The following is a 20,434-nucleotide window of genomic DNA, read 5'->3' on the forward strand; positions in this document are numbered from 1 at the left end:
GTACCCATGCGTCCTACACGAAAACTGTACTGGGTTGCCGCTGTCGTTGGCGCAATCGTTCTGGCAGGCCCCGCACGGGCCGGCTCCTTGCAGGTGCAGGTGCAGGACAAAACCGGCAAGCCGCTGCCCAATGCCGTGGTCTTTCTGGAGTCTGCGGAGGCCAAGGCCGCGGCCAAGCCGCTCAAGGGCATTGAAGTGGCCCAGGTCGCCAAGCAGTTCACCCCCACGGTCACAGTCGTCACGCCAGGCACCGCGGTGCTGTTCCCCAACCAGGACACAGTGCGCCACCATGTCTATTCGTTTTCGCCCATCAAGACGTTTGAGCTGAAGCTCTACGCCGGCGTGCCGGCCAACCCCGTGGTGTTCGACAAGGTCGGCGTGGCGGTGCTGGGCTGCAATATCCACGACAACATGGTGGCTTGGGTGCTGGTGGTGGACACGCCGTACTTTGGCCAAACGGATGCTCAGGGCAAGCTGAACCTGGACAACATGCCCAACGGCAACTACAAGCTGCGCACCTGGCATGCCAGCCTACCCACCGGCGCGGCAGCGGCCGAGCAAGCCCAGGCAGTGGGTACGGGCGGTGCGCCCGTAGTGGTGAAGCTGGCGGGGAGCAGCGTTTGAACCTGTCGAAAACAGTGGCCAGCTGGGGCCTGGGCACCAAGTTTGTGGTGTTCTCGCTGGCGCTGCTGATGCTGGTGCAGGTGGCGGTGTACAGCGTGGTGCGCACCAGCATCAACAGCAATGTGCGGGCCCAGGTCACGCAGGAACTGGTCATTGGCGACAAGGTGTGGTGGCGCCTGCTGGACCAAAATGCCCAAAAGCTGCGCCAGGGTGCTGCGGTGCTGGCGGCCGACTTTGGCTTCCGCTCGGCCCTGAGCAGTGGTGACACCGAGACCCTGCGCTCCGCGCTGGAAAACAGCGGTGCGCGCATAGGCGCCCCTGTGACCGCCTTGCTGAACCCCGAATTTGCCCTGCAAGCCACCGGCCTGGAGCGTGCCAGCGAGGCACAGTTCGCTCCCATCCTGCAGCGCGTGGCGGCTGACATTGGCAAGAGCGACCAGAACCACCAGTTGGAGCTGATCGACGGCAAGCTCTACCAGTTCGTCATGGTGCCGCTGAAGGCGCCGCTGACCATTGGCTGGGTGGTAATGGGTTTTCCCATCGAACAGTCGCTGGCGAACGACATGTTTGGCCTGTCTGGCATCCACGTGGTGCTACTGACACGGCAGGGCGCGTTGCTGGTCAGCAGCCTGCCGGCGCTGGACCAGGCCGCGCTGAGCGCCTTGGGGCAGGGCGGTGAAATTCGCCTGGGGGCTGACACGTTGGTGGTGCGCCACAGCACCACACGCAGCGACATTACCGACGTGCAAACGTATTTGTTGCGCTCGCTGGATGAGGTGGTGGCGCCCTACCAGCAGGTGCAATTGGCGTTACTGGTGATTGCAGCCCTGGGCCTGGCGCTGTTTGGGGCGGGCAGCATGTTTCTGGCGCGGCGCATCACCACACCGTTGCACGCGCTGGTGGGGGCCGCCGAACAGCTCAGCCGCGGCGAATACGACCAAAAGCTGCCGGCCCTGCGCCACAAGGACGAAATTGGCGATTTGTCACGCGCGTTTGACCACATGCGCGGCAGCATTCGCACCCAGCAGGGCGAGATATTGCAACTGGCCTACTGGGACCGGCTGACCGGCCTGCCCAACCGCACCCAGTTCCGCGACCTGTTGCAGCAGTCCATCAAGGCCAGCATTGCGATGCAAACCCAGGGCCCGCCGGTGACGGTGATCATGCTCAACCTGGACCGCTTCAAGCACGTAAACGACGTGTTGGGGTACGCCTTTGGCGACCGGCTGCTGGTGGCCGTGGCCGAGCGCCTGAGTGGCCTGATCAGCGCCGATATTGGCGAAGTAGCCCGCCTGGGTGGCGATGAATTTGCGGTGTTGATCGAGAGCACCGACGCCGTGGGCGCCTTGCCGGTGGCCCAGAAAATCGCCGCCTCGTTCGAAAAACCCCTGACGCTGGAAGACCAGACCGTGGACCTGAGCGCGGCTATCGGCATTGCTTCCTGGCCCATGCACGCGCAGGACGTGGACATGCTGCTGAGCCGCTCCGAGATCGCCATGTACGTGGCCAAGCGCAAGACCACGGGCATCCAAGTCTACGACCCGGCGCTGGACTCGTCGAGCACCCAAACCCTGTCGTTGCTGACCGAGTTGCGCCATGCCGTGGACCATGGGCAACTGCGCCTGTACCTGCAGCCCAAGCTCACGCTGGCCGACAACACCGTGGTGGCCGCCGAGGCACTGGTGCGCTGGCAGCACCCCACGCGGGGCCTGGTGCCGCCCATGCAGTTCATCCCGTTTGCCGAGCAAACCGGCTTTGTGCGCCAGCTCACGCTATGGATGTTTGAAGAAGTGGCGCGTGCGCTGCCTGCGCTACGCGCCGATGGCCGGCCGCTGCGGGTGGCCATCAACCTCTCGACCCGCGACCTGCTGGACCAGGATTTCCCCGCCAAGCTGGACGCCATGATGGCCAAGCACAACGCGCCCACCGACGCGTTTTGCCTGGAGATCACAGAGAGCGCCATCATGGATGACCCGCAACGCGCCGAGGCCACGCTGAACCGCCTGTCGGAGCGCGGCTTCAAGCTGTCCATTGACGACTTTGGCACCGGCTACTCGTCACTGGCCTACCTGAAACGCCTGCCGGTGAACGAACTGAAGATTGACAAGTCGTTTGTGATGGGCATGGAGACCGACGAGAGCGACGCCAAGATCGTGCGTTCCACCATCGACCTGGCGCACAACCTGGGCCTGTCCGTGGTGGCCGAGGGCGTGGAGAACCAGCTGATCTTGGACAAGCTCATCGCGCTGGATTGCGACGAGGCCCAGGGCTACTACATGAGCAAGCCTATTCCGCTGCCCGACTTCATTGCCTGGCGCGTCAAGCAGCAGGCTGCTACCGCCTAGGCCAGGCGGGCATTGGGCTGCAGGCCCTGCCAGCGCTTCCAGTAGCCCAACGCCACCTGGTAGGTGGTGCGCTGCACCTGCACCGTGTCCTCAATCTTGGTGCCATAGCCGCCCGCCATGGTGAACACCAGCGGAATGCGGCGCTGCCAGCACCAGTCCATCACGCGGCGGTCACGCGCCTCCAGCCCATCGGCGGTGATCTTCAGGCGGCCCAGGCGGTCGCCCTCGTGCGGATCGGCCCCGGCCAGGTAGAACACTACGCCGGGCTGGCATTCCCCCTCCAGCCGTTGCAGCGCTTGCTCCAGCGCTGCCAGGTAGTCGGCGTCGCCGCAGCCATCGGGCAGCGGCACATCCAGGTCACCGGCCTCTTTGCGAAACGGAAAGTTCTTGTCGCCGTGAAGCGACAGCGTGAATACCGAGTCATCGTTCTGAAAGATGTGCGCTGTGCCGTTGCCCTGGTGCACGTCCAGGTCAATCACCGCCACCTGCAGGGCAGGGCGGTGGGCACCGCTGGCCAGGCGGGTGCGGCCCCATTCGGCCTGCAGCACACGGGCCGCCACGGCCACATCGTTGAACACGCAAAAGCCGCCGCCCTTGTCGGCATAGGCGTGGTGGGTGCCCCCCGCCAGGTTGGCGGCCAGGCCTTCCGTCAGCGCCACGCGGGCGGCTGCCACCGTGGCGCCCACGCTGCGGCGCGCGCGCTCGGCCATGGCCGGGCTCCAGGGGAAGCCAATCTCGCGCAGCACCGTGGGCGCAGCCGTGCCTTCCAAGATCGCGTCGATATAGGCCTGGGTGTGCACCAGCGCCAGCTCACCACGTGTGGCGGCAGGTGCCTCGGTCAGTCGCACCTCGGGCAAGTGGTCTGCCAGCTGGTCGCGCAGCATGCGGTACTTGGCCATGGGGAAGCGGTGGCCCTCGGGCAAGGGGAGCACAAACTGGTCGGAATAGAAGGCCTGCATGGCTGGATTGTGGCAAACGCCGGGGGCCTTCAAAAAAAGTGAGAAAATACGGGTTTTCACACCAACCAACAGGATAGTTCCATGGGCAACAAAATCGTTACCGAAGCCGACCGCAAAGCCACTCCCGCTCCCAAGCCCGTCCCTGGCTACACCCTGCCCACCGGCGGCCGTGGCCAACGCGTCAGCCTGGAACGCGGTGTTGCTACCCGTAGCAAGAAGAACCCCGGCAAGCGTCACAGCTAAGCCCTGGCACCCCTGCGGTGCCTCCAGAAAAAAGGCCCTCGACTGAGGGCCTTTTTTGTTTTATGCGTCAAAACTGGCTGTAGCCCGCGTGGGCTGTGCGCCAGAAGCTACCAATTCAATAGCAACTCAGTTCACGCCCATGTAGTTTTTCTTGCCAATTTCCACGCCGTTGTGGCGCAGCAGCGCGTAGGCGGTGGTGACGTGGAAGAAGAACTGGGGAATGGCATAGTGCAGCAGGTAGGTGGACGCGTCGAACGTGCGTTCACGTGGTGTGCCGGCCTGGATGACGATCTCGCGGGTGTGGGGCTTGTCGAACAAGCTGGCATCCAGGCTGCTGAGAAAGGTCACCACCGTGGCAATGCGGGTTTGCAGCTCGGCAAAGGTCAGTTCGGTGTCGGGCATCACGGGCACTTCCACACCGGCCAGGCGGGCGCCAGCGCCCTTGGCAAAGTCGCTGGCAATCATTACCTGGCGCAGTAACGGGAACATGTCGGGGAACAGGCGCGCCTGCAGCAGCGCGTTGGGATCAATTTTCTTGGCGGTGGCGTGCTCTTCAGCCTTGTGCAGCACGCCGCTCAGGGCTTGCAGCATTTGCTTGAAAACGGGGATGGAGGCGGTGTAGAGGGCGTCAGTCATGGGGCAGGTTCCTTCAAAAGAGGGCGAAGCGTAACAGCTTGGGCAACACGTGTCGCCCCAAGGGGATTAGGACGATCAGTGCAGCGGACCCAGGCGCCACAGCGAGGTGATTTCGGCCGCGCGCGCCACGTGCAGGGCGTCAGTGCCATCTGTCGCCTTGGGGTGCACAGGTTTTGCATCGCGCCGGCTCAGCACCTGCAGCCCTGCGTTGGCAATCGCCGTTAACAGTTCCTCGCGGCTGCGCAGGCCCAGGTGTTCGGCCAGGTCCGACAAGATGAGCCAACCCTCGCCGCCAGGCGCCAGATGGGCCGCCAAGCCATTCAGAAAGCCCAGCAACATCTGGCTGTTTTCGTCGTACACCGCATATTCAATGGGCGAGCTGGGCCGCGCGGGCAGCCAGGGCGGGTTGCACACCACCAGCGAGGCCTGGCCTTCAGGAAACAGGTTGGCCTGCAGCAGCGTAACCTGGGCCGCCACGCCCAGCTGGTCCAGATTGGCCCGGGCGCAGGCCAGGGCACGCGGGTCCTGGTCGGTAGCGACCACACTGGCTACGCCACGGCGCGCCAGCACGGCCGACAGCACGCCGGTACCGGTACCAATATCAAACGCCACCAGATGGGAGCCTTTGGGCAATTGCGTCGTGGCCACCAGATCCACATACTCGCCGCGCACGGGGGAAAACACACCGTAGTGGGGGTGGATACGGTTGTTCGGCGCTGCACCCAGTGCAGAAATTTCCACGCCTTTTTTGCGCCATTCGTGGGCACTGGTCATGCCCAGCAGGTCGCGCAGGCTGGCCACACTGGCGCCGTCTTCGGCCACCACCGGGCCCCAGGCCTCGGTGCAGGCTTTGCGCGCATCGGGTGCACGGCGTAGGGGAATGCTGTAGTCGGCGTTGAAGGGCAGAAGCACCATGGCCAGCACGCGGGCGCGCTGCGCCTGGGCTTGCCGGTGCAGGTTGAAGCTGTCGGCGGGGGACGCAGGCGGTTTGTGAATGGCTGCACCCTTGGCGGCACGCTGCTTGCGCTGGGGTGTTTTGTCGATGCGGCGGGCCAGGGCTTGCAACAGCTGGCGGGCGTTTTGAAAATCACCGCGCCAGAGCAGGGCCGTGCCTTCACAGGCCAGGTGGTAGGCGTCGTCGGCCGTGGTGGTGTCGTCGGCCAGCACCACGCGTTTGGGGGGCGCTGCGCCGCGCTCGGAGCGCCACAGCGCAGAACAGGCCTGGCCCGCTTCGGTCCAGTGAATTTGAGTGGGCTGCATGGGGAAGGGGGCGCCTTAGAGGTTGTGGCGCACGGCAGGTGTGCGCATGGTGACCAGCTCTTCAGCGGCCGTGGGATGGACCGCGAGCGTAGCATCCAGCGCAGCCTTGGTGGCCTGCAGCTGTAGGGCCACGCCCACCAGTTGGGCCATTTCACCCGTATCCGGCCCCACAGCGTGGAAACCCAGCACGCGGTCGGTGTCACGGTCGACCAGCAGCTTAAGCAGCATCTTGCCCGGGTGACCGGACAGTGTGGCCTTCATGGGGCGAAAGCTGGCGCGGTACACATCCAGCCGCGGGTGGCTTTTTAGAGCCTGCTCTTCGGTGAGCCCTACCACCCCAGCCTCAGGCGTGGTGAATACAGCGGTAGGAATCAGCGTGTGGTCCACGCTGCGCGGTGTGCCACCAAACACAGTGTCGGCAAAGGCATGGCCCTCGCGAATGGCCATGGGCGTGAGGTTCACGCGGTTGGTTACGTCGCCCACGGCATAGATGCCAGGCAGCGTGGTCTGGCTGAAGTCGTCCACCGGAATGGCGCCCTGCGCGTCCAGCACGATGCCCAGCGCCTCAAGGCCCAGGCCCTGCGCGTTGGGCTGGCGGCCCATGGCGCGCAGTACGCAGTCGGCAATCAGGGTGTCACCATTGTCCAATTGCACCTGCAGGGCGCCGTCGGTACGCGTAATCGCCTGCACTTCGCGGCCAAAGCAGAACTGCATGCCACTCTGGGCAATCTCCGCTGCCAAATGCTGGCGCAACTCGTCGTCAAAGCCGCGCAATATCTTGTCGCCACGTACCACCACCGTCACTTGCGCACCCAGCAAATGCAGCACGCAGGCCAGCTCCAGCGCTATGTAGCCAGCCCCTTTCACCACCACACGCGCTGGCAGCGCGGTCAGGTCAAAGAAACCATTGGAATCGATCACCAGTTCGTGGCCCGGAACGTCTGGACCCCGCGCCGGCTGTGCGCCAGTTGCTATCAAAATGTGTTTGGCCTGAAAACGCCGGCCGTCTGACAGCGCCACGGTATGGCGGTCCACCAGCGTGGCGCGGCCCTCCAGAATCTGCACACCCGCGTTCTGCAGGTTGCTGCGGTAAATGCCCTCCAGACGGGCCACTTCGGCATCGCGCCGGGTCTTGAGCGTGGCCCAGTCGAAGCGGGGCGCGTCCAGCGTCCAGCCAAAACCGGCTGCCTCTTCAAACTCCTGCGCAAAGCGCGAGGCGTAGACCATGAGCTTCTTGGGCACGCAGCCGCGTATCACGCAGGTGCCGCCCATGCGGTATTCCTCGGCCAGCGCCACGCGGGCACCGTGGTTGGCCGCAATGCGTGCGGCGCGCACGCCACCGGACCCGCCCCCAATGACGATGAGATCGAACTGTTCCATAGGCTTCCTTGAGCGGTGTGCAGCACCCGCGCTGGTTTACAGCTGGCCTGCGTGTTTTTTCAGAATGGCATCGTAGACGCCATTGTTCTGGATGATTTTGAGGCCTGCGTTAAAGCGGTCACGCAGCTCCGGGTCTTTGAACACGGCCTTGCGCGGGCTGGGCGGAAAGATGCTGTGGATGGTGATGGGCTGGCTGGCGTCCACCCAGGGGTCCAGCCGGGTCATGAAATAGCGAAAGATGCGCCGGTCGCCCACCACCACGTCCACATGGCTGGTGAACAGCAAGTTGTTCTGAATGATTTGCTGGGGGTATTCTTTGTAGTCCGCATGGCGCTCGACCACTGCCTTGAAGCGCTCGCCCAGGATCACATTGGCATTCTGGAAGGCGGCCACTGAATAGTCGGCCAGGTCTTCAATGCGCCGGATCGGCAGGTTGCGGGCTGCCAAGGTGATGGCCACGTTCTGAAAATACACATAGGGGGCTGAGAAATAGTCGTTGCCGCCTATGCCCTCATCCACGGTCAACAGCATGTCGAGCTGCCCCGCACGCTGCATGGCCAGGCCGCGCGCCGGGGGAAACTGCAGGCCCATCATCTTGTAGCCTGCGGCGGCCAGGGCTTGGTCGGCGATTTCAACCTCAATGCCTTCCTTACCCGACTCCAGGATGTAGGGCGGTTTGGTCAGGCCCATGCCCACCCGCACCTCCGGTGGCGCCGCCAGCGCATTGGGCACAACACTTATCACCAGCAGGCATAGACATGCCAGCGATGAGAAGCTGGGTTTCAACGACATATGCTTACAGTTTATGCCAGTCCAGAGCGCCTGGCTGCCTGCTTTTTAGGCACTAAACGGGGCGCGAGCTGTGGCAAACTTCCGCCCTTGATTGAATTCTGGTCGCCGCCCCTGGCGCCCTCACACCCCGTCAGCGTTAGCCCCTCCCCATGCAGAAAATCATCGCGCAAATCGCGCAAGAAATCCGTGTCCGCCCCGCCCAGGTAGAAGCCGCCGTGGCCCTGCTGGACGAAGGCGCCACCGTGCCCTTTATCGCCCGCTACCGCAAGGAAGTGACCGACGGCCTGGACGACATCCAGCTGCGCGAACTGGAAGCCCGCCTGTCCTACCTGCGCGAACTGCGCGACCGCAAAGAAGCCGTGTGCAAGGCCATCGACGAGCAGGGCAAGCTGACGCCCGCGCTGATGGTTGCCATCGACGGCGCGGCCACCAAGCAAGAGGTGGAGGACATTTACCTGCCCTTCAAACTCAAACGCCGCACCAAGGGCCAACTGGCCAAGGAAGCCGGGCTGGAGCCGCTGGCCGACGCGCTGTTTGCCAACCCCACGCTGGTGCCGGCCGATGCAGCGCTGGCCTACCTCAAGCCTCCGCTTACGCCTGAGCAGATTGCTGACAAACAGCCCGACTTTTCCACCGTATTCGCCGTGCTGGACGGCGTGCGTGACCTTTTGAGCGAGCGCTGGGCCGAAGACCCGGTGCTGGTGCAGGACCTGCGCGCCTGGCTGTGGAACGAGGGCCTGCTGCAAAGCAAGCTGGCCGAAGGCAAGGACGAGAACAACGCTGACGTCTCCAAGTTCCGCGATTACTTTGACTACGACGAGCCGATTGGCCGCGTGCCCAGCCACCGCGCGCTGGCCGTATTCCGCGGGCGTTCGCTGGACATTCTGGATGCCAAGCTGGTACTTCCAGAGTCAAATATGCCTGCAGCCCCCGTGTCCTCTGCGCCAGCAGCTCCTAAAAAAGTAGCATCTCCAGCAGTATCACTAGCCGAAGGCCGTATCGCCCTGAAGCTGGGCTGGAGCCACCAGGGCCGCGCGGCGGACGATCTGATCCGCAAATGCGTGGGCTGGACCTGGAAGGTGAAACTCAGCCTCTCCACCGAGCGCGACCTGTTTGCCAAGCTGCGTGAAGACGCCGAGAAGGTGGCGATCAAGGTGTTTGCCGACAACCTGCGCGACCTGTTGCTGGCGGCGCCCGCCGGCCCGCGCGTCGTGATGGGACTGGACCCCGGCATTCGCACTGGCGTGAAAGTCGCCGTGGTCGATTCCACCGGCAAGCTGGTGGAAACCGCCACCGTGTTCCCGCACGAGCCGCGCAAAGACTGGGAAGGCTCGCTGCACACACTGGGCAAGCTCTGCGCCAAACATGGCGTGAACCTGATTGCGATTGGTAACGGCACCGCCAGCCGCGAGACCGACAAGCTGGCCGGCGACCTCATCAAGCTGCTGGCCAAGATGGCCGCACAGGCTGGCGCGCCCGAAATCAAGGTGGAGAAGGTCGTGGTGTCCGAAGCCGGCGCCTCGGTCTATTCCGCCAGCGAATTTGCGTCCCAAGAAATGCCCGATGTCGACGTCAGCCTGCGTGGTGCCGCGTCGATCGCCCGCCGCCTGCAGGACCCATTGGCCGAACTCGTGAAGATCGACCCCAAGAGCATCGGCGTGGGCCAGTACCAGCACGATGTGAACCAGAGCGAGCTGGCCAAGACGCTGGACGCGGTGGTAGAAGACTGCGTGAACTCGGTGGGGGTGGACCTGAACACCGCATCGGTTCCGTTGCTGTCGCGCGTATCCGGCCTGTCAGGCACCGTGGCCAAAGCGGTGGTGCGCTGGCGCGAAGCCAATGGCGCATTCAGCAGCCGCCAGGACCTCATGAAAGTCACCGGCCTGGGCGCCAAGACCTTTGAGCAAAGCGCAGGCTTCTTGCGCATTCGCGGTGGCAGCAACCCGCTGGACATGACGGGTGTGCACCCGGAAACCTACCCGGTCATCGAGCAGATCATCGCCAAGACGGGCAAACCAGTGGCCGAAATCATGGGCCGGGCCGACATGCTCAAGACCCTGCGCCCCGAGCTGTTTGCGAATGAACAGTTTGGCGTCATCACCGTCAAGGACATCTTCACCGAACTCGAAAAACCCGGCCGCGACCCGCGCCCCGATTTCAAGGTGGCGCGCTTCAACGATGGCGTGGAAGATATTGCCGACCTGAAAGAGGGAATGATCCTCGAAGGCACCGTCAGCAATGTGGCCCAGTTCGGCGCCTTCATCGACCTGGGAGTGCACCAGGACGGCTTGGTCCATGTGAGCCAGCTCGCCCACAAGTTCGTCAACGACGCGCGTGAGGTGGTGAAGACAGGCGACATCGTCAAGGTGCAGGTGGTGGAGGTGGATGTGGCGCGCAAGCGCATTGCGCTGACCATGAAAATTGGTGCAGCACCCGCGGGCGCCCGAGGTGGTGACAGGGCAGGGGACAACCGCTACCAGGGGCCGGCCCGTGGCGAACGCCAGCACCAGGGCAGCCGCCAAGACACCAGTTTGGCCGGCAATTCCGCCATGGCCAGCGCATTTGCCAAGCTCAAGCGATAACACTTTGCAACACTTCCCTCAGGGTCTCTGCACGCAATAGACATCTGCGGGCACTAGCATCACCGCATGCAGATGCTCTTGGGGCCTGTGTTTTCGGACATAGCTTGGCCCATCACGATTCTCATTGCATGGTTTGCGGGAGAGCTAGGACACCGGCTGGTAAAACTGCCACGTATCAGTACCTATGCCATTGTCGGTTTTGTTCTGGCCCCCGCGCAGGCGGGCCTGTTACCGGCAGACCCATCGACTACCGTGCTGCTTTTGGCCAACATTGCGTTTGGCCTGATTCTGTTCGAGTGTGGATACCGCATCAATCTGCGCTGGTTGCGCACCAACCCCTGGATCGCCGCCACCAGCGTGACCGAAACGGCACTCACGTTCGCCGCGGTCTACTTTCTGGTGATGTGGTTTGGGCAGTCTCAGTCCAGCGCGGTGCTGCTGGGCTCGTTGTCCATGGCCACGTCGCCCGCCAGCATCCTGCGGGTGGCCAATGAGCAGCGTAGTTCCGGCCAGGTGACCGAGCGGGTGTTGCACCTGTCTGCGCTGAACTGCGTGTTGGCCGTGTTTGTCTACAAAATCATTGTGGGGCTGGTGGTGTTCGAGACCTCGGGCAACCTCTGGGACGCAACCTACGGCAGCTTGGTCGATTTGTGTGCCTCCGGCATCTTGGGCATGCTGGCCGGTGCCCTGGTGCCGGCCTTGCTCCAGTTCACCGGGCGCACCAGTGATGACAGCACACTGGCCTTCACCCTGGCCATCATCTGCCTGGTGGCACTGGCCCACAGCCTGAAGCTGTCGCCGGTGCTGGTGGCGCTCACGTTTGGGCTGTCGGCCCGGCATCGCCGCATTGTGCTGAACTCGTCCCAGCGCGGTTTTGGTGCGCTGGGCGATTTGCTGTCGATGCTGTTGTTTGTGTACATTGCCTCTACCGTAGATTGGCAGCAGGTGCTGGCCGGCATGGGGCTGGGCTTGGCCGTCATGGGCGTACGCCAACTGGCCAAGACTGTGGGCATCAGCCTGTTCGCCCATGTGAGCGGCATCTCCTGGCGCAAAGGGTTGCTCATTGGGGTGGCCACCACGCCAATTTCCGCCTTTGTGATCCTGGTGTTGGAGCAGACCCGCTATCTGGGCATCCATCTGGTAGACGAGCTAGCGCCGCTTGCCACCATGGCGCTGACCCTGGAGGTGCTGGGCCCCATCTTCATCCGCCGCGCACTGGTCTGGGCGCGCGAGGTGCCAGACAGCAGGGGAGACTGACATGGCCTTGGAGCCCTTCAAACAATCGCAATCACTGAGTCTGGGGGTGGAGCTGGAACTGCAGTTGGTCAGCCTGAGTGACTTTGACCTGACGGCCGCCAGCCCCGACATGCTCGAGCTGCTGCGGCGCAAGCCGTTCCCGGGTACGGTGACGCCGGAGGTCACCGAAAGCATGATCGAAGTCGCCACCGACGTGCACACCGAATACGCCACGCTGCAGGCACAGCTGCGGGAAATGCGCGACACCCTGGTGCGGGCTGGCGACCAGCTCAATATTGGCGTGTGTGGTGGTGGCACGCACCCGTTCCAGCTCTGGTCCGAGCGGCGCATCTTCAACAAGCCGCGATTTCTTGAAGTCTCCATGCTGTATGGCTACCTGACCAAACAGTTCACGATTTTTGGCCAGCATGTGCACGTGGGCTGCCCCAGCGGCGATGAAGCCATGTTTTTGCTGCATGCCCTGAACCGCTATGTGCCGCACTTCATTGCGCTATCTGCATCGTCCCCGTTTGTGCAGGGCAACGACACGCTGTTCCATTCGGCACGGCTGAACTCGGTGTTCGCGTTTCCGCTGAGCGGGCGGGCGCCGTTTTTGCTTCGCTGGCAAGACTTTGAGGAGCAGTACTTCGCCAAGATGGAGCTCACCGGTGTCGTCAAAAGCATGAAGGACTTTTACTGGGACATCCGCCCCAAGCCTGAATACGGCACCATCGAACTGCGGGTGTGCGATACACCGCTGAGCGTGGAGCGCGCGGCGGCTCTGGCTTGTTACCTGCAAGCCCTGTGCCGCTACCTGCTGGAGCGCAACGAGCCGCCGCCTGCCGAAGACGACTACCTGGTCTACAACTACAACCGCTTCCAGGCCTGCCGCTTCGGGCTGGACGGCACGGTGGCGCACCCCAAGACCTACGAAAAACGCTCGCTGCGTGAAGACATCCTGACGACGGTGCGCCACATCTGGCCCCAGGCGGAGGCGCTGGGCTGCGTGCCTGCGCTGGACCACATCTACCAAGCCGCCCATGAAGGTGGTGACGCCAACTATTTGCGCCAGGAGGGGGCGGAACGAGGCGGGGTAGAGGGCATGGTGGATTCGGCCCTGAAGCGTTTCCGGGGCGGCAAGGTCGGCGTCTGAGCCCGCACCACTACCCAGCCAATCCCGCCATGGCGGTTTTTTTGCTTCTAGGGACTGGCACGGATGGATAATCCCCGCATCCCCAAAAGTTGGTTGAGGAGACCGTCGCCATGAAACTCAGTGCCTTGCTGGAGCAGCAGTTCATCCTGCCCAGCATTCCCAAAGTGGTAGCACTGCTGCTCAATGAGCTGGACCGTCCCGAAATTGACCTCAAAAAGGTCACCCAACTTATCAGCACTGACCCGGCGCTGACCACCCGGCTCTTGCAGCTGGCCAACTCCAGTTTTTTCCAGCTCTCGGGCAAGATCAGCAGCGTGTCTGAGGCCCTGGCCCTGCTGGACCTGAACCACGTGCGCACCATGGCCCAAGCCGCAGCCACCGGCGCTTCGCTCAAGGCGGTACCCGGCATCCAGCTGCAACAGTTTTGGGACTACAGCCTCAACGTGGCCCGTGTGTCCCGCTCGCTGGCCGGGCTGGTACGGCTGAACCAGCAGGCGGCGTTTACCTGCGGGCTGATCCACGCGGTGGGCGAGCTGGCCATGCACCTGGCCATGTCCGATATCACCGCCGTGCTGGACGAAGACGTGCACCCGCTGGGCATGAACCGCGCAGCGCTGGAGCGCAAGGTGCTGGGCTACTGCTACGCCAGCGTGGGCGCGGGCTATGCGCGCATGTGGCATTTCCCCCAACCCATGGTGGATGCGCTGGAACACCAGTACGCTCCGTTTGAGAACCATGTGTACGAGCCGCTGGCCGGAGTGATCCACCTGGCGGCCTGGCGCGCCCGAGGCAAAGAGGCCAAACTGACCCAGCGTGGCCTGGCCGTTACCTTCCCGGGTTCGGTGGGTGTGACCCTGGGCCTGGACATCGACATGGTGCTGCAGCAAGACCCTTTCGACTGGGCCGCTTACACCTGATTTTTCTTCTCCCTGATGCAAGCACTTCATATCTACGCGGGCCCCAAGGCCCGGGCGGCACTTGCCGCCAACGGACTGGAACCCCAACACATTGCCACCATCCCCGGTGCCGCCGGCGGGCCCAAAGGCCTGATCCTGGGCGCGCTGGACCGCTTTATCTTTGGTGACTGGTTGCCACGTTCGCAGCAGCCGGTGGACTTGGTGGGCGCCTCCATCGGCGCATGGCGCATGGCCACGGCCTGCCTGAACGACCCCGTGGCGGCATTCGAGCGGCTGGAGCATGACTACATCCACCAGCATTACGAGTTGGCCCCGGGGCAAAAGCGCATCAGTGCGGCCCAGGTGAGCGAGACTTTCGGTGAAAACCTGCAAGCGTTTTATGGCGGCCGCGTGCCCGAGGTGCTGCAACACCCCCGCTACCGGCTGCACATCGTTACCTCACGCGGGCGGCACCTGCTGCGCACCGAGCACGGCCTGCGCACCCCGCTGGGCTACCTGGGAGCGTTTTTGACCAACACGCTGCACCGCAAGGCCATGGGTGCCTGGCTGGAACGGGTGGTGTTCTCCTGCCCGGTAGCGGGGCAGGGCGCTGCGGCGCTACCGTTTGCCACGGGCGACTACCGCACACGCCACGTGGCGCTGAGCGAGGCCAACTTCACGCCCGCGCTGCAGGCCAGTTGCTCCATCCCCTTTGTGCTGCAGGCCATTCACAACATTCCTGGTGCGCCAGCGGGCGCGTACTGGGATGGCGGCATCACCGACTACCACCTGCACCTGAACTACCCGGGTGCCCAGCAGCGCCAAGACGCTATAAATTCAGGAGCTGCTAGCGCATATTCCACGGGGGCTGGTGGCCTATCTGAGCACCAAGGTCTGGTGCTGTACCCGCATTTCCAGAAGAGCGTGGTGCCGGGCTGGCTGGACAAGGGACTGAAGTGGCGGCACCGCTCCACGGCATTCCTGGACACCATGGTGCTGCTGGCGCCCAACCCCGAGTGGGTGAAAACTTTACCAAACAGCAAACTTCCAGACCGTACAGACTTTACGCACTTTGGCAATGATCTGGCTGGACGGGTGAAGGCGTGGACGACCGCCACCCGTGCCAGCCAGCAGTTGGTGGACGAGTTCATCGCCTGGCTGGACAAGCCCGACATGAACCTGGTACGCCCGCTATGAATCTGCCCAAACTGCTGCCCACGCTCTCTTTCCCCCGCGCAACGGCTCTGTGCATGGCCTTGGCCTTCACGGCCGGTGCGGCATCGGCCGGCCCCTTGCTGGACCGCATCAAGGAACGCCGCGCGGCCCGCGCCGAAAGCAAGGCGGAGGAGAAGGCCCCCACCACCGAGCCCAGTGCCGAACAGACCCTGGAAGACCCGAACGGCGGCGACAACGCACCGTCCACCGTCGCCCGCAATGTGGTGCGTGACGTGGCCTATGGCACCGACCCCAAGCAGCGCATGGACGTGTACCTGCCCGCCAAGGGCGCAGCCCTGGCCCCGGTCATCTTCATGGTGCATGGCGGCGCCTGGCGTATGGGCGACAAACGCATGGGCAATGTGGTGGACAACAAGGTGGCGCGCTGGGTGCCCAAGGGTTTTGTGTTCATCTCGGTGAACAACCGCCTGCTGCCCGAGGCCGATCCGCTGGACCAGGTACGCGATGTCGCCCAGGCGCTGGCCAGCGCCCAGTCCAAGGCCGCGGGTTGGGGCGCAGACCCCAAGCAGTTCATCCTCATGGGCCATTCGGCAGGTGCGCATCTGGTGGCGCTGCTGGCGTCTTCCGCCAGTCTGGCCAGCCAGGCCGGAGCCCAACCCTGGCTGGGCACGGTGGCGCTGGACAGTGCGGCGCTGGATGTGGCTCCCATCATGCAGACCAAGCACTACAAGCTGTACGACCCTGCATTTGGCACCGACCCCACGTTCTGGAAAGCCGTGTCGCCACAGCAGCAGCTGCAATCCGGCGCCAAGCCGCTGTTGACGGTGTGCTCAGTGCGGCGCGATGAATCCTGCGGCCAGGCACGTGCCTTTGCTGCCCGAGCTACCTCGATAGGTGTACGCGTGCAGGTCCTGCCTCAGGATATGACGCACAGCGAAATCAACAAAGAACTCGGCCTGGGCACGGCCTATACGCAGGCGGTGGAAAGCTTTATGGCCAGCCTATCCACCCCGGTGGCGGCCGCGCTTCAGCGCGGTTTGTAGGCCGGCGAGCAGGGCGACGCAATGTTTCAAGTTTCTGCCGAAACCTGGTGCAAGGCGCTGTAGGCCAACGCCCAGGGCACCATGTCAGCAGCCGGCATGGGCCGCGCAATGCCATAACCCTGGCCTAGTTCGCAACCCAACTCCAGCAGCTTGCTGGCTTGGGCCGAGGTTTCCACGCCTTCGGCAATCACAGCGCGGTCAAAGGCCTTGGCAAGTGCGACGATGGCGCCCACCAGCGTGCGGTCCTCGGGGTCGTCCAGCAGGCCTTCCACAAACATGCGGTCGATCTTGATGGTTTCGGCCGGCAGGCGCTTGAGGTAGGACAGCGAAGAGAACCCGGTGCCAAAGTCGTCCAGCGCAAAGCACACTCCCAACGCCTGGCAGCCTTGCATCACCTGGCGCATGTGCTGAATGTCCTGTAGCACGACAGATTCCAGAATCTCCAGCTCCAGCAGATGGGCAGGGCCCTGGGGGTAGCAGGCCAGCAGCGCACGCAGGCGGTCCACAAAGTCGGCGCGGTGGAAATGTCGCGCCGCAATGTTCACGCTGACCACCCAGCGCTGGCCTTGCGACACCCAGGTTTGCAGCTGCGCCAACGCTTGGTGGAGCACCCATTCGCCAGTTTCTACAACCAGGTCGGTATGTTCCATCAGTGGCAAAAACCCGCCGGGGGCCAGCAGTCCCTGCTCAGGGTGCTGCCAGCGCAGCAGGGCTTCCACACCCACAATCTCGCCAGTGCGCATGTGCACCTTGGGCTGGTAGTGCAGCCGGAATTCCCCTTGGTGCACGGCAATGGCCAGGCGGGCTAGCTGCGTGTAGTGGGTTTGCACTTCCTGGTCTTGCTGGGCGTCAAAGATATGGAATCCCCGTCCTGCCTGCTTGGCCTGGTACATGGCCTGGTCAGCATGGCGCAGCAGGGTGTCCGGGCTGACGTTGTCTTGCGGGAACAGCACCACACCGGCGCTGGCGCTGGAGTGGATCAGTAGGTCGTCAATCGCATAGGGCTGGGCCAGACACTCCAGCAGGGCCAGGGTTTGGCTCTGTACCTCCGCTTCGCCACTGGGCCCGCGCAGCAGCACCACAAATTCATCCCCGCCCAGGCGGGCTGCGTCTGCCGGGTCTTGCACAAAGCCCAGCAGGCGCAGCGCCACTTCTTTCAGCAAGCGGTCACCGGCCCAGTTGCCATGGCGATCGTTGACGTCTTGAAAATGGTCCAGGTCCAGCAGACACACGCTCAGCGTGCCACCATCCTGGCGAGCCTGGTACAGGGCATGGGTCAGGCGTTCGGCCAGTGCGTCGCGGTTGTTCAGCCCGGTGAGTGCGTCGTGGCGTGCCTGCCAAGAGATTTTTTGTTGCAGATCGCGGGTTTCGGTCACATCGCGAAACACCAGCACACAGCCTCTCACGGTGCCATGGCTTTGGCGGATAGGGGCGGCGGTGAATTCGATCGCATAGCGCTCGCCCGAATGGTGCAGCAGTAACTGGTTGATGGCATGTACTGCGGTTTGGGTCTGGTGCAGTTGGTCCACACGCACGCCGCGGGGCAGGACCTGTGACTTGGTGTCCAGTTGAAATACTTCGCTCAAGCGGCGCCCCAGCGCCTGCTGTTCGGTATGCCCGGTCAAAAACTGGGCGGCCTCGTTGAGGCTGTCAATGTGCCCATGCAAGTCGGTGGTGATGACACCATCGGCAATCGACGACAGGGTGACCACGGCGCGTTCTTTTTCTTCCAGCAGGGCTTCCTGTGCCAGCTTGCGCTCGGTGATGTCCACCAGCGCACCAATGCTGCCGCCCACACTGCCATCCGTCAGGGTGAAGGGTGCTTTGAAGTACACCATCTCGCGCAGGTCGTAGGTTCCGGCCTTGACCAGCACCTCGTTGTCATGGCGGCTCAGCACCCGACGCTCCCGGCCTGCACGCTCGTGCGGAAGGGCCACAAAGTCGCTGGGCAACTGTGCACCGACCACGGCCTGGGCGGGTGTATTAAAAAACGTTTCCCAGGCTTGGTTGACCCCCAGGCAGGTGCCGTCACTGCCACGCACAAACACGGGAAGGGGCAGGGCGTTGATCAACTGGCGGGTGAAGTGCAGTTGCTCTTCCAGTTCGGCCTGGGTGGTTTGCAGTGACTGCACCAGGCCCTGGATCTGTTGCGCCATGCTGTTGAAGGCCTGTGCCACGGCCCGCATCTCCAGCGTACCTTTTTCTACCATGCGAGCGCGCAGCTCGCCGGCACGAAATGCCTCGGTGGCGGTATTCAAGCGGCTGAGCATTCGGGCATTGGCCCGCAGCAGCAGGGTGAGCAGAAACAGGATGGTGAAGATGTTCATCGCCGAGATGTGCATCTGCGCACCAATGGTGCGCCAGACCTGCTCCAGCACCTGGGTGTTGCCCACCACGACCACCAGTTGCACATCTGTGCCATCGGGCAACTGCTGCGCGAAATCTCCGCTCAGGGGTTTCAGGGCCGCAAACTGCTCAAACCACAAAGGCACCTGCGCACGCGCAAAGCCGGAAGTGCCCGCTTGCAGCGCCTGGCCCCGTCGGCTCCATTGCAGGCTTTGAATCTCGGGGTTAAAGCCCAGTTCGGCGTCCAGCATGGCCTGCAACTCGGCTTGTGTGCCGTTGGCACTGGCGCGCACCAGCAGGGGCAACAGGTAGTGCCCGGTGACCTGCACCTGCGCCTGTTGGTGCTCCATCGCTTCCTGCACTTCGGCGTTGAACATCAGGTGGTAACGCACCAGCGTCACCACCACAATGATGCCCAGAATGGGCAGAAACAGGCGCGGGTAGGTTCCCCGCGTCAACCAAGTCTTGATGGAATAGTGGCGCATTTTTATCGTGGTCCCTAGGGCGCTAAGGGGCACCCCTGCAATCGTTTTTTTTAATTCCGATGGCAGTTTAGCCGCGACCTCTATACGCGCACTTACAAGATCACTGCGCTGGCGCTACAACGACAGTTCGAGCATCTGGCGGTATTCGTCTGCCGTGGCGATGCGCGGATTGGTTTTGTGGCAATGGTCCGCCAGCGCACCAGTGATGATCTGGTCAAACTGAGTGGTCGACACGCCCATCTGTGCCAGACCCGTGGGCAGGCCGAGGCGGGCATTCATGTCCTTGATGGCCTCGCCAATGTCACTGGCCGAGCCCAGGCCCATGGCGTGGGCCATGCGTTGCAGGCGCTTGTCCTTTTGCACCGATTCGGCCTGCGCATTGAACGCCACCACGGCCGGCAAAAACATGGCGTTCAATGTACCGTGGTGCAGGCGCGGGTCCACCCCGCCCAGGCTGTGGCTCAGGCTGTGCACGCAGCCCAACCCCTTCTGGAACGCCATGGCGCCCTGCATGCTGGCGCTCATCAGGTTGGTGCGGGCTTCCACATCGCTGCCGTTTTGCGTGGCACGGGCAATGTGGGCCCAGGCGCGCTCCAGTCCGTCCAACGCAATGCCATCGGCTGGGGGGTTGAACGAAGGCGCCATGAAGGTTTCCATGCAGTGTGCAATGGCATCCATGCCGGTGGCGGCGGTCAGCTTGGGCGGCAGGCCCAGGGTGAGCTCGGGGTCGCAAATGGCGGTTTTGGGCACCAGATGCCAACTGTGAAAGCCCAGCTTGCGATGGTCGTCCACGATGAGAATGGCGCCGCGCGCCACCTCGCTACCGGTGCCGCTGGTGGTGGGCACGGCGATGATGGGCGCCACGCGGTCGGTGATGCGCACCGAGCCGCCTTCGATGGTGGCGTAGTGGGTCAGCGGGCCTTCGTGCGTGGCGGCTATCGCCACGCCCTTGGCACAGTCGATCGCCGAGCCGCCACCCACGGCAATCAGCCCGTCGCAGCCCTGGGCCTGGTACATGGCAGCCGCGGCGCGTACCGCGGCCTCAGTGGGGTTGGACGGGGTCTGGTCAAACACAGCCACGGTGATGCCTGGCAGGGCATCCAGCGCCTTTTGCAGAATGCCGGCGGCCTTCACGCCCGGGTCGGTCACGACCAGCGGGCGGGTGATGCCCACACGCTCGCACTCTTGCTTGAGCAGGCGCACGGCACCGCATTCAAACTGGATCTGGGTCACGTAGTAGATGAAGGACATGGTGCTAGACGTGTAGGATGGAAAAAA

General features: G+C 63.5%; 16 protein-coding genes. 9 read left to right on the top strand and 7 right to left on the bottom strand.

The window, feature by feature from the left end; all coding sequences use genetic code 11:
- The first annotated feature begins 6 nt into the window (after positions 1-6).
- Together AC1DZ5_RS08685 and AC1DZ5_RS08690 are read left to right on the top strand one after the other, a co-directional pair.
- Complete coding sequence (locus AC1DZ5_RS08685; RefSeq protein WP_477888085.1) at positions 7-624, top strand: methylamine utilization protein; 618 nt, start codon at positions 7-9, stop codon at positions 622-624.
- Positions 621-2,969 carry a putative bifunctional diguanylate cyclase/phosphodiesterase gene (locus AC1DZ5_RS08690; protein WP_477888087.1) on the top strand — a complete coding sequence of 783 codons (2,349 nt, stop codon included), beginning with the start codon at positions 621-623 and terminating at the stop codon, positions 2,967-2,969. Before AC1DZ5_RS08685 ends, AC1DZ5_RS08690 begins: the two co-directional genes overlap by 4 nt.
- On the opposite strand, the gene AC1DZ5_RS08695 is transcribed toward AC1DZ5_RS08690, so the two are convergent.
- Positions 2,966-3,928 (bottom strand): histone deacetylase family protein, encoded by a 963-nt coding sequence (locus AC1DZ5_RS08695; protein ID WP_477888089.1) that lies wholly within the window; start codon positions 3,926-3,928, stop codon positions 2,966-2,968. The two genes, AC1DZ5_RS08690 and AC1DZ5_RS08695, sit on opposite strands and share 4 nt — an antisense overlap.
- A gap of 81 nt (positions 3,929-4,009) precedes the next feature.
- Here AC1DZ5_RS08695 and AC1DZ5_RS08700 point away from each other — a divergent pair, with 81 nt between their 5' ends.
- The gene (locus AC1DZ5_RS08700) at positions 4,010-4,171 is read left to right on the top strand and encodes a hypothetical protein (protein ID WP_477888091.1); all 162 of its coding nucleotides are present in this window, start codon (positions 4,010-4,012) and stop codon (positions 4,169-4,171) included.
- Positions 4,172-4,297: 126 nt separating this feature from the next.
- On the opposite strand, the gene AC1DZ5_RS08705 is transcribed toward AC1DZ5_RS08700, so the two are convergent.
- From AC1DZ5_RS08705 to AC1DZ5_RS08720, 4 genes are all read right to left on the bottom strand, one after another.
- Positions 4,298-4,807 carry a DUF1993 domain-containing protein gene (locus AC1DZ5_RS08705; RefSeq protein ID WP_477888093.1) on the bottom strand — a complete coding sequence of 170 codons (510 nt, stop codon included), beginning with the start codon at positions 4,805-4,807 and terminating at the stop codon, positions 4,298-4,300.
- Between the two features lie 75 nt (positions 4,808-4,882).
- Entirely contained in the window at positions 4,883-6,067 is a 1,185-nt protein-coding gene (locus AC1DZ5_RS08710) for a methyltransferase (protein WP_477888095.1), read from the bottom strand.
- Positions 6,068-6,082: 15 nt separating this feature from the next.
- Positions 6,083-7,447 carry a glutathione-disulfide reductase gene (gorA, locus tag AC1DZ5_RS08715; protein WP_477888097.1) on the bottom strand — a complete coding sequence of 455 codons (1,365 nt, stop codon included), beginning with the start codon at positions 7,445-7,447 and terminating at the stop codon, positions 6,083-6,085.
- 36 nt (positions 7,448-7,483) lie between these two features.
- Positions 7,484-8,239: a substrate-binding periplasmic protein gene (locus tag AC1DZ5_RS08720; protein WP_477888099.1), complete on the bottom strand. Its 756-nt coding sequence runs from the start codon at positions 8,237-8,239 to the stop codon at positions 7,484-7,486.
- A gap of 149 nt (positions 8,240-8,388) precedes the next feature.
- Here AC1DZ5_RS08720 and AC1DZ5_RS08725 point away from each other — a divergent pair, with 149 nt between their 5' ends.
- From AC1DZ5_RS08725 to AC1DZ5_RS08750, 6 genes are all read left to right on the top strand, one after another.
- Entirely contained in the window at positions 8,389-10,821 is a 2,433-nt protein-coding gene (locus tag AC1DZ5_RS08725; RefSeq protein ID WP_477888101.1) for a Tex family protein, read from the top strand.
- A gap of 66 nt (positions 10,822-10,887) precedes the next feature.
- Positions 10,888-12,078, top strand: a complete 1,191-nt coding sequence (locus AC1DZ5_RS08730) for a cation:proton antiporter (RefSeq protein ID WP_477888103.1) — start codon at positions 10,888-10,890, stop codon at positions 12,076-12,078.
- A 1-nt stretch (position 12,079) separates the two neighbouring features.
- Positions 12,080-13,210 (top strand): YbdK family carboxylate-amine ligase, encoded by a 1,131-nt coding sequence (locus AC1DZ5_RS08735; RefSeq protein ID WP_477888105.1) that lies wholly within the window; start codon positions 12,080-12,082, stop codon positions 13,208-13,210.
- Between the two features lie 110 nt (positions 13,211-13,320).
- Entirely contained in the window at positions 13,321-14,127 is an 807-nt protein-coding gene (locus AC1DZ5_RS08740) for an HDOD domain-containing protein (protein ID WP_477888107.1), read from the top strand.
- A gap of 15 nt (positions 14,128-14,142) precedes the next feature.
- A complete protein-coding gene (locus tag AC1DZ5_RS08745; protein WP_477888109.1) occupies positions 14,143-15,303 on the top strand; it encodes a patatin-like phospholipase domain-containing protein in 1,161 nt (386 codons plus the stop codon).
- A complete protein-coding gene (locus AC1DZ5_RS08750; RefSeq protein ID WP_477888111.1) occupies positions 15,300-16,325 on the top strand; it encodes an alpha/beta hydrolase in 1,026 nt (341 codons plus the stop codon). The genes AC1DZ5_RS08745 and AC1DZ5_RS08750 overlap by 4 nt, the downstream gene beginning before the upstream one ends.
- A 26-nt stretch (positions 16,326-16,351) precedes the next feature.
- On the opposite strand, the gene AC1DZ5_RS08755 is transcribed toward AC1DZ5_RS08750, so the two are convergent.
- Positions 16,352-19,156, bottom strand: coding sequence for an EAL domain-containing protein (locus AC1DZ5_RS08755; protein ID WP_477888113.1), 2,805 nt, complete (start codon positions 19,154-19,156; stop codon positions 16,352-16,354).
- A 114-nt stretch (positions 19,157-19,270) separates the two neighbouring features.
- The gene (locus AC1DZ5_RS08760; protein ID WP_477888115.1) at positions 19,271-20,407 is read right to left on the bottom strand and encodes an iron-containing alcohol dehydrogenase; all 1,137 of its coding nucleotides are present in this window, start codon (positions 20,405-20,407) and stop codon (positions 19,271-19,273) included.
- Positions 20,408-20,434: the final 27 nt, after the last annotated feature.

The sequence above is a fragment of the Rhodoferax sp. P1_F3 genome, from assembly GCF_056405715.1.

Coding starts and splice junctions, on each gene's coding strand:
- AC1DZ5_RS08685 (WP_477888085.1), top strand. CDS start 7: ATGCGTCCTACACGAAAACTGTACTGGGTTGCCGCTGTCGTTGGCGCA.
- AC1DZ5_RS08695 (WP_477888089.1), bottom strand. CDS start 3,928: ATGCAGGCCTTCTATTCCGACCAGTTTGTGCTCCCCTTGCCCGAGGGC.
- AC1DZ5_RS08700 (WP_477888091.1), top strand. CDS start 4,010: ATGGGCAACAAAATCGTTACCGAAGCCGACCGCAAAGCCACTCCCGCT.
- AC1DZ5_RS08705 (WP_477888093.1), bottom strand. CDS start 4,807: ATGACTGACGCCCTCTACACCGCCTCCATCCCCGTTTTCAAGCAAATG.
- AC1DZ5_RS08710 (WP_477888095.1), bottom strand. CDS start 6,067: ATGCAGCCCACTCAAATTCACTGGACCGAAGCGGGCCAGGCCTGTTCT.
- gorA (WP_477888097.1), bottom strand. CDS start 7,447: ATGGAACAGTTCGATCTCATCGTCATTGGGGGCGGGTCCGGTGGCGTG.
- AC1DZ5_RS08720 (WP_477888099.1), bottom strand. CDS start 8,239: ATGTCGTTGAAACCCAGCTTCTCATCGCTGGCATGTCTATGCCTGCTG.
- AC1DZ5_RS08725 (WP_477888101.1), top strand. CDS start 8,389: ATGCAGAAAATCATCGCGCAAATCGCGCAAGAAATCCGTGTCCGCCCC.
- AC1DZ5_RS08730 (WP_477888103.1), top strand. CDS start 10,888: ATGCAGATGCTCTTGGGGCCTGTGTTTTCGGACATAGCTTGGCCCATC.
- AC1DZ5_RS08735 (WP_477888105.1), top strand. CDS start 12,080: ATGGCCTTGGAGCCCTTCAAACAATCGCAATCACTGAGTCTGGGGGTG.
- AC1DZ5_RS08740 (WP_477888107.1), top strand. CDS start 13,321: ATGAAACTCAGTGCCTTGCTGGAGCAGCAGTTCATCCTGCCCAGCATT.
- AC1DZ5_RS08745 (WP_477888109.1), top strand. CDS start 14,143: ATGCAAGCACTTCATATCTACGCGGGCCCCAAGGCCCGGGCGGCACTT.
- AC1DZ5_RS08750 (WP_477888111.1), top strand. CDS start 15,300: ATGAATCTGCCCAAACTGCTGCCCACGCTCTCTTTCCCCCGCGCAACG.
- AC1DZ5_RS08755 (WP_477888113.1), bottom strand. CDS start 19,156: ATGCGCCACTATTCCATCAAGACTTGGTTGACGCGGGGAACCTACCCG.
- AC1DZ5_RS08760 (WP_477888115.1), bottom strand. CDS start 20,407: ATGTCCTTCATCTACTACGTGACCCAGATCCAGTTTGAATGCGGTGCC.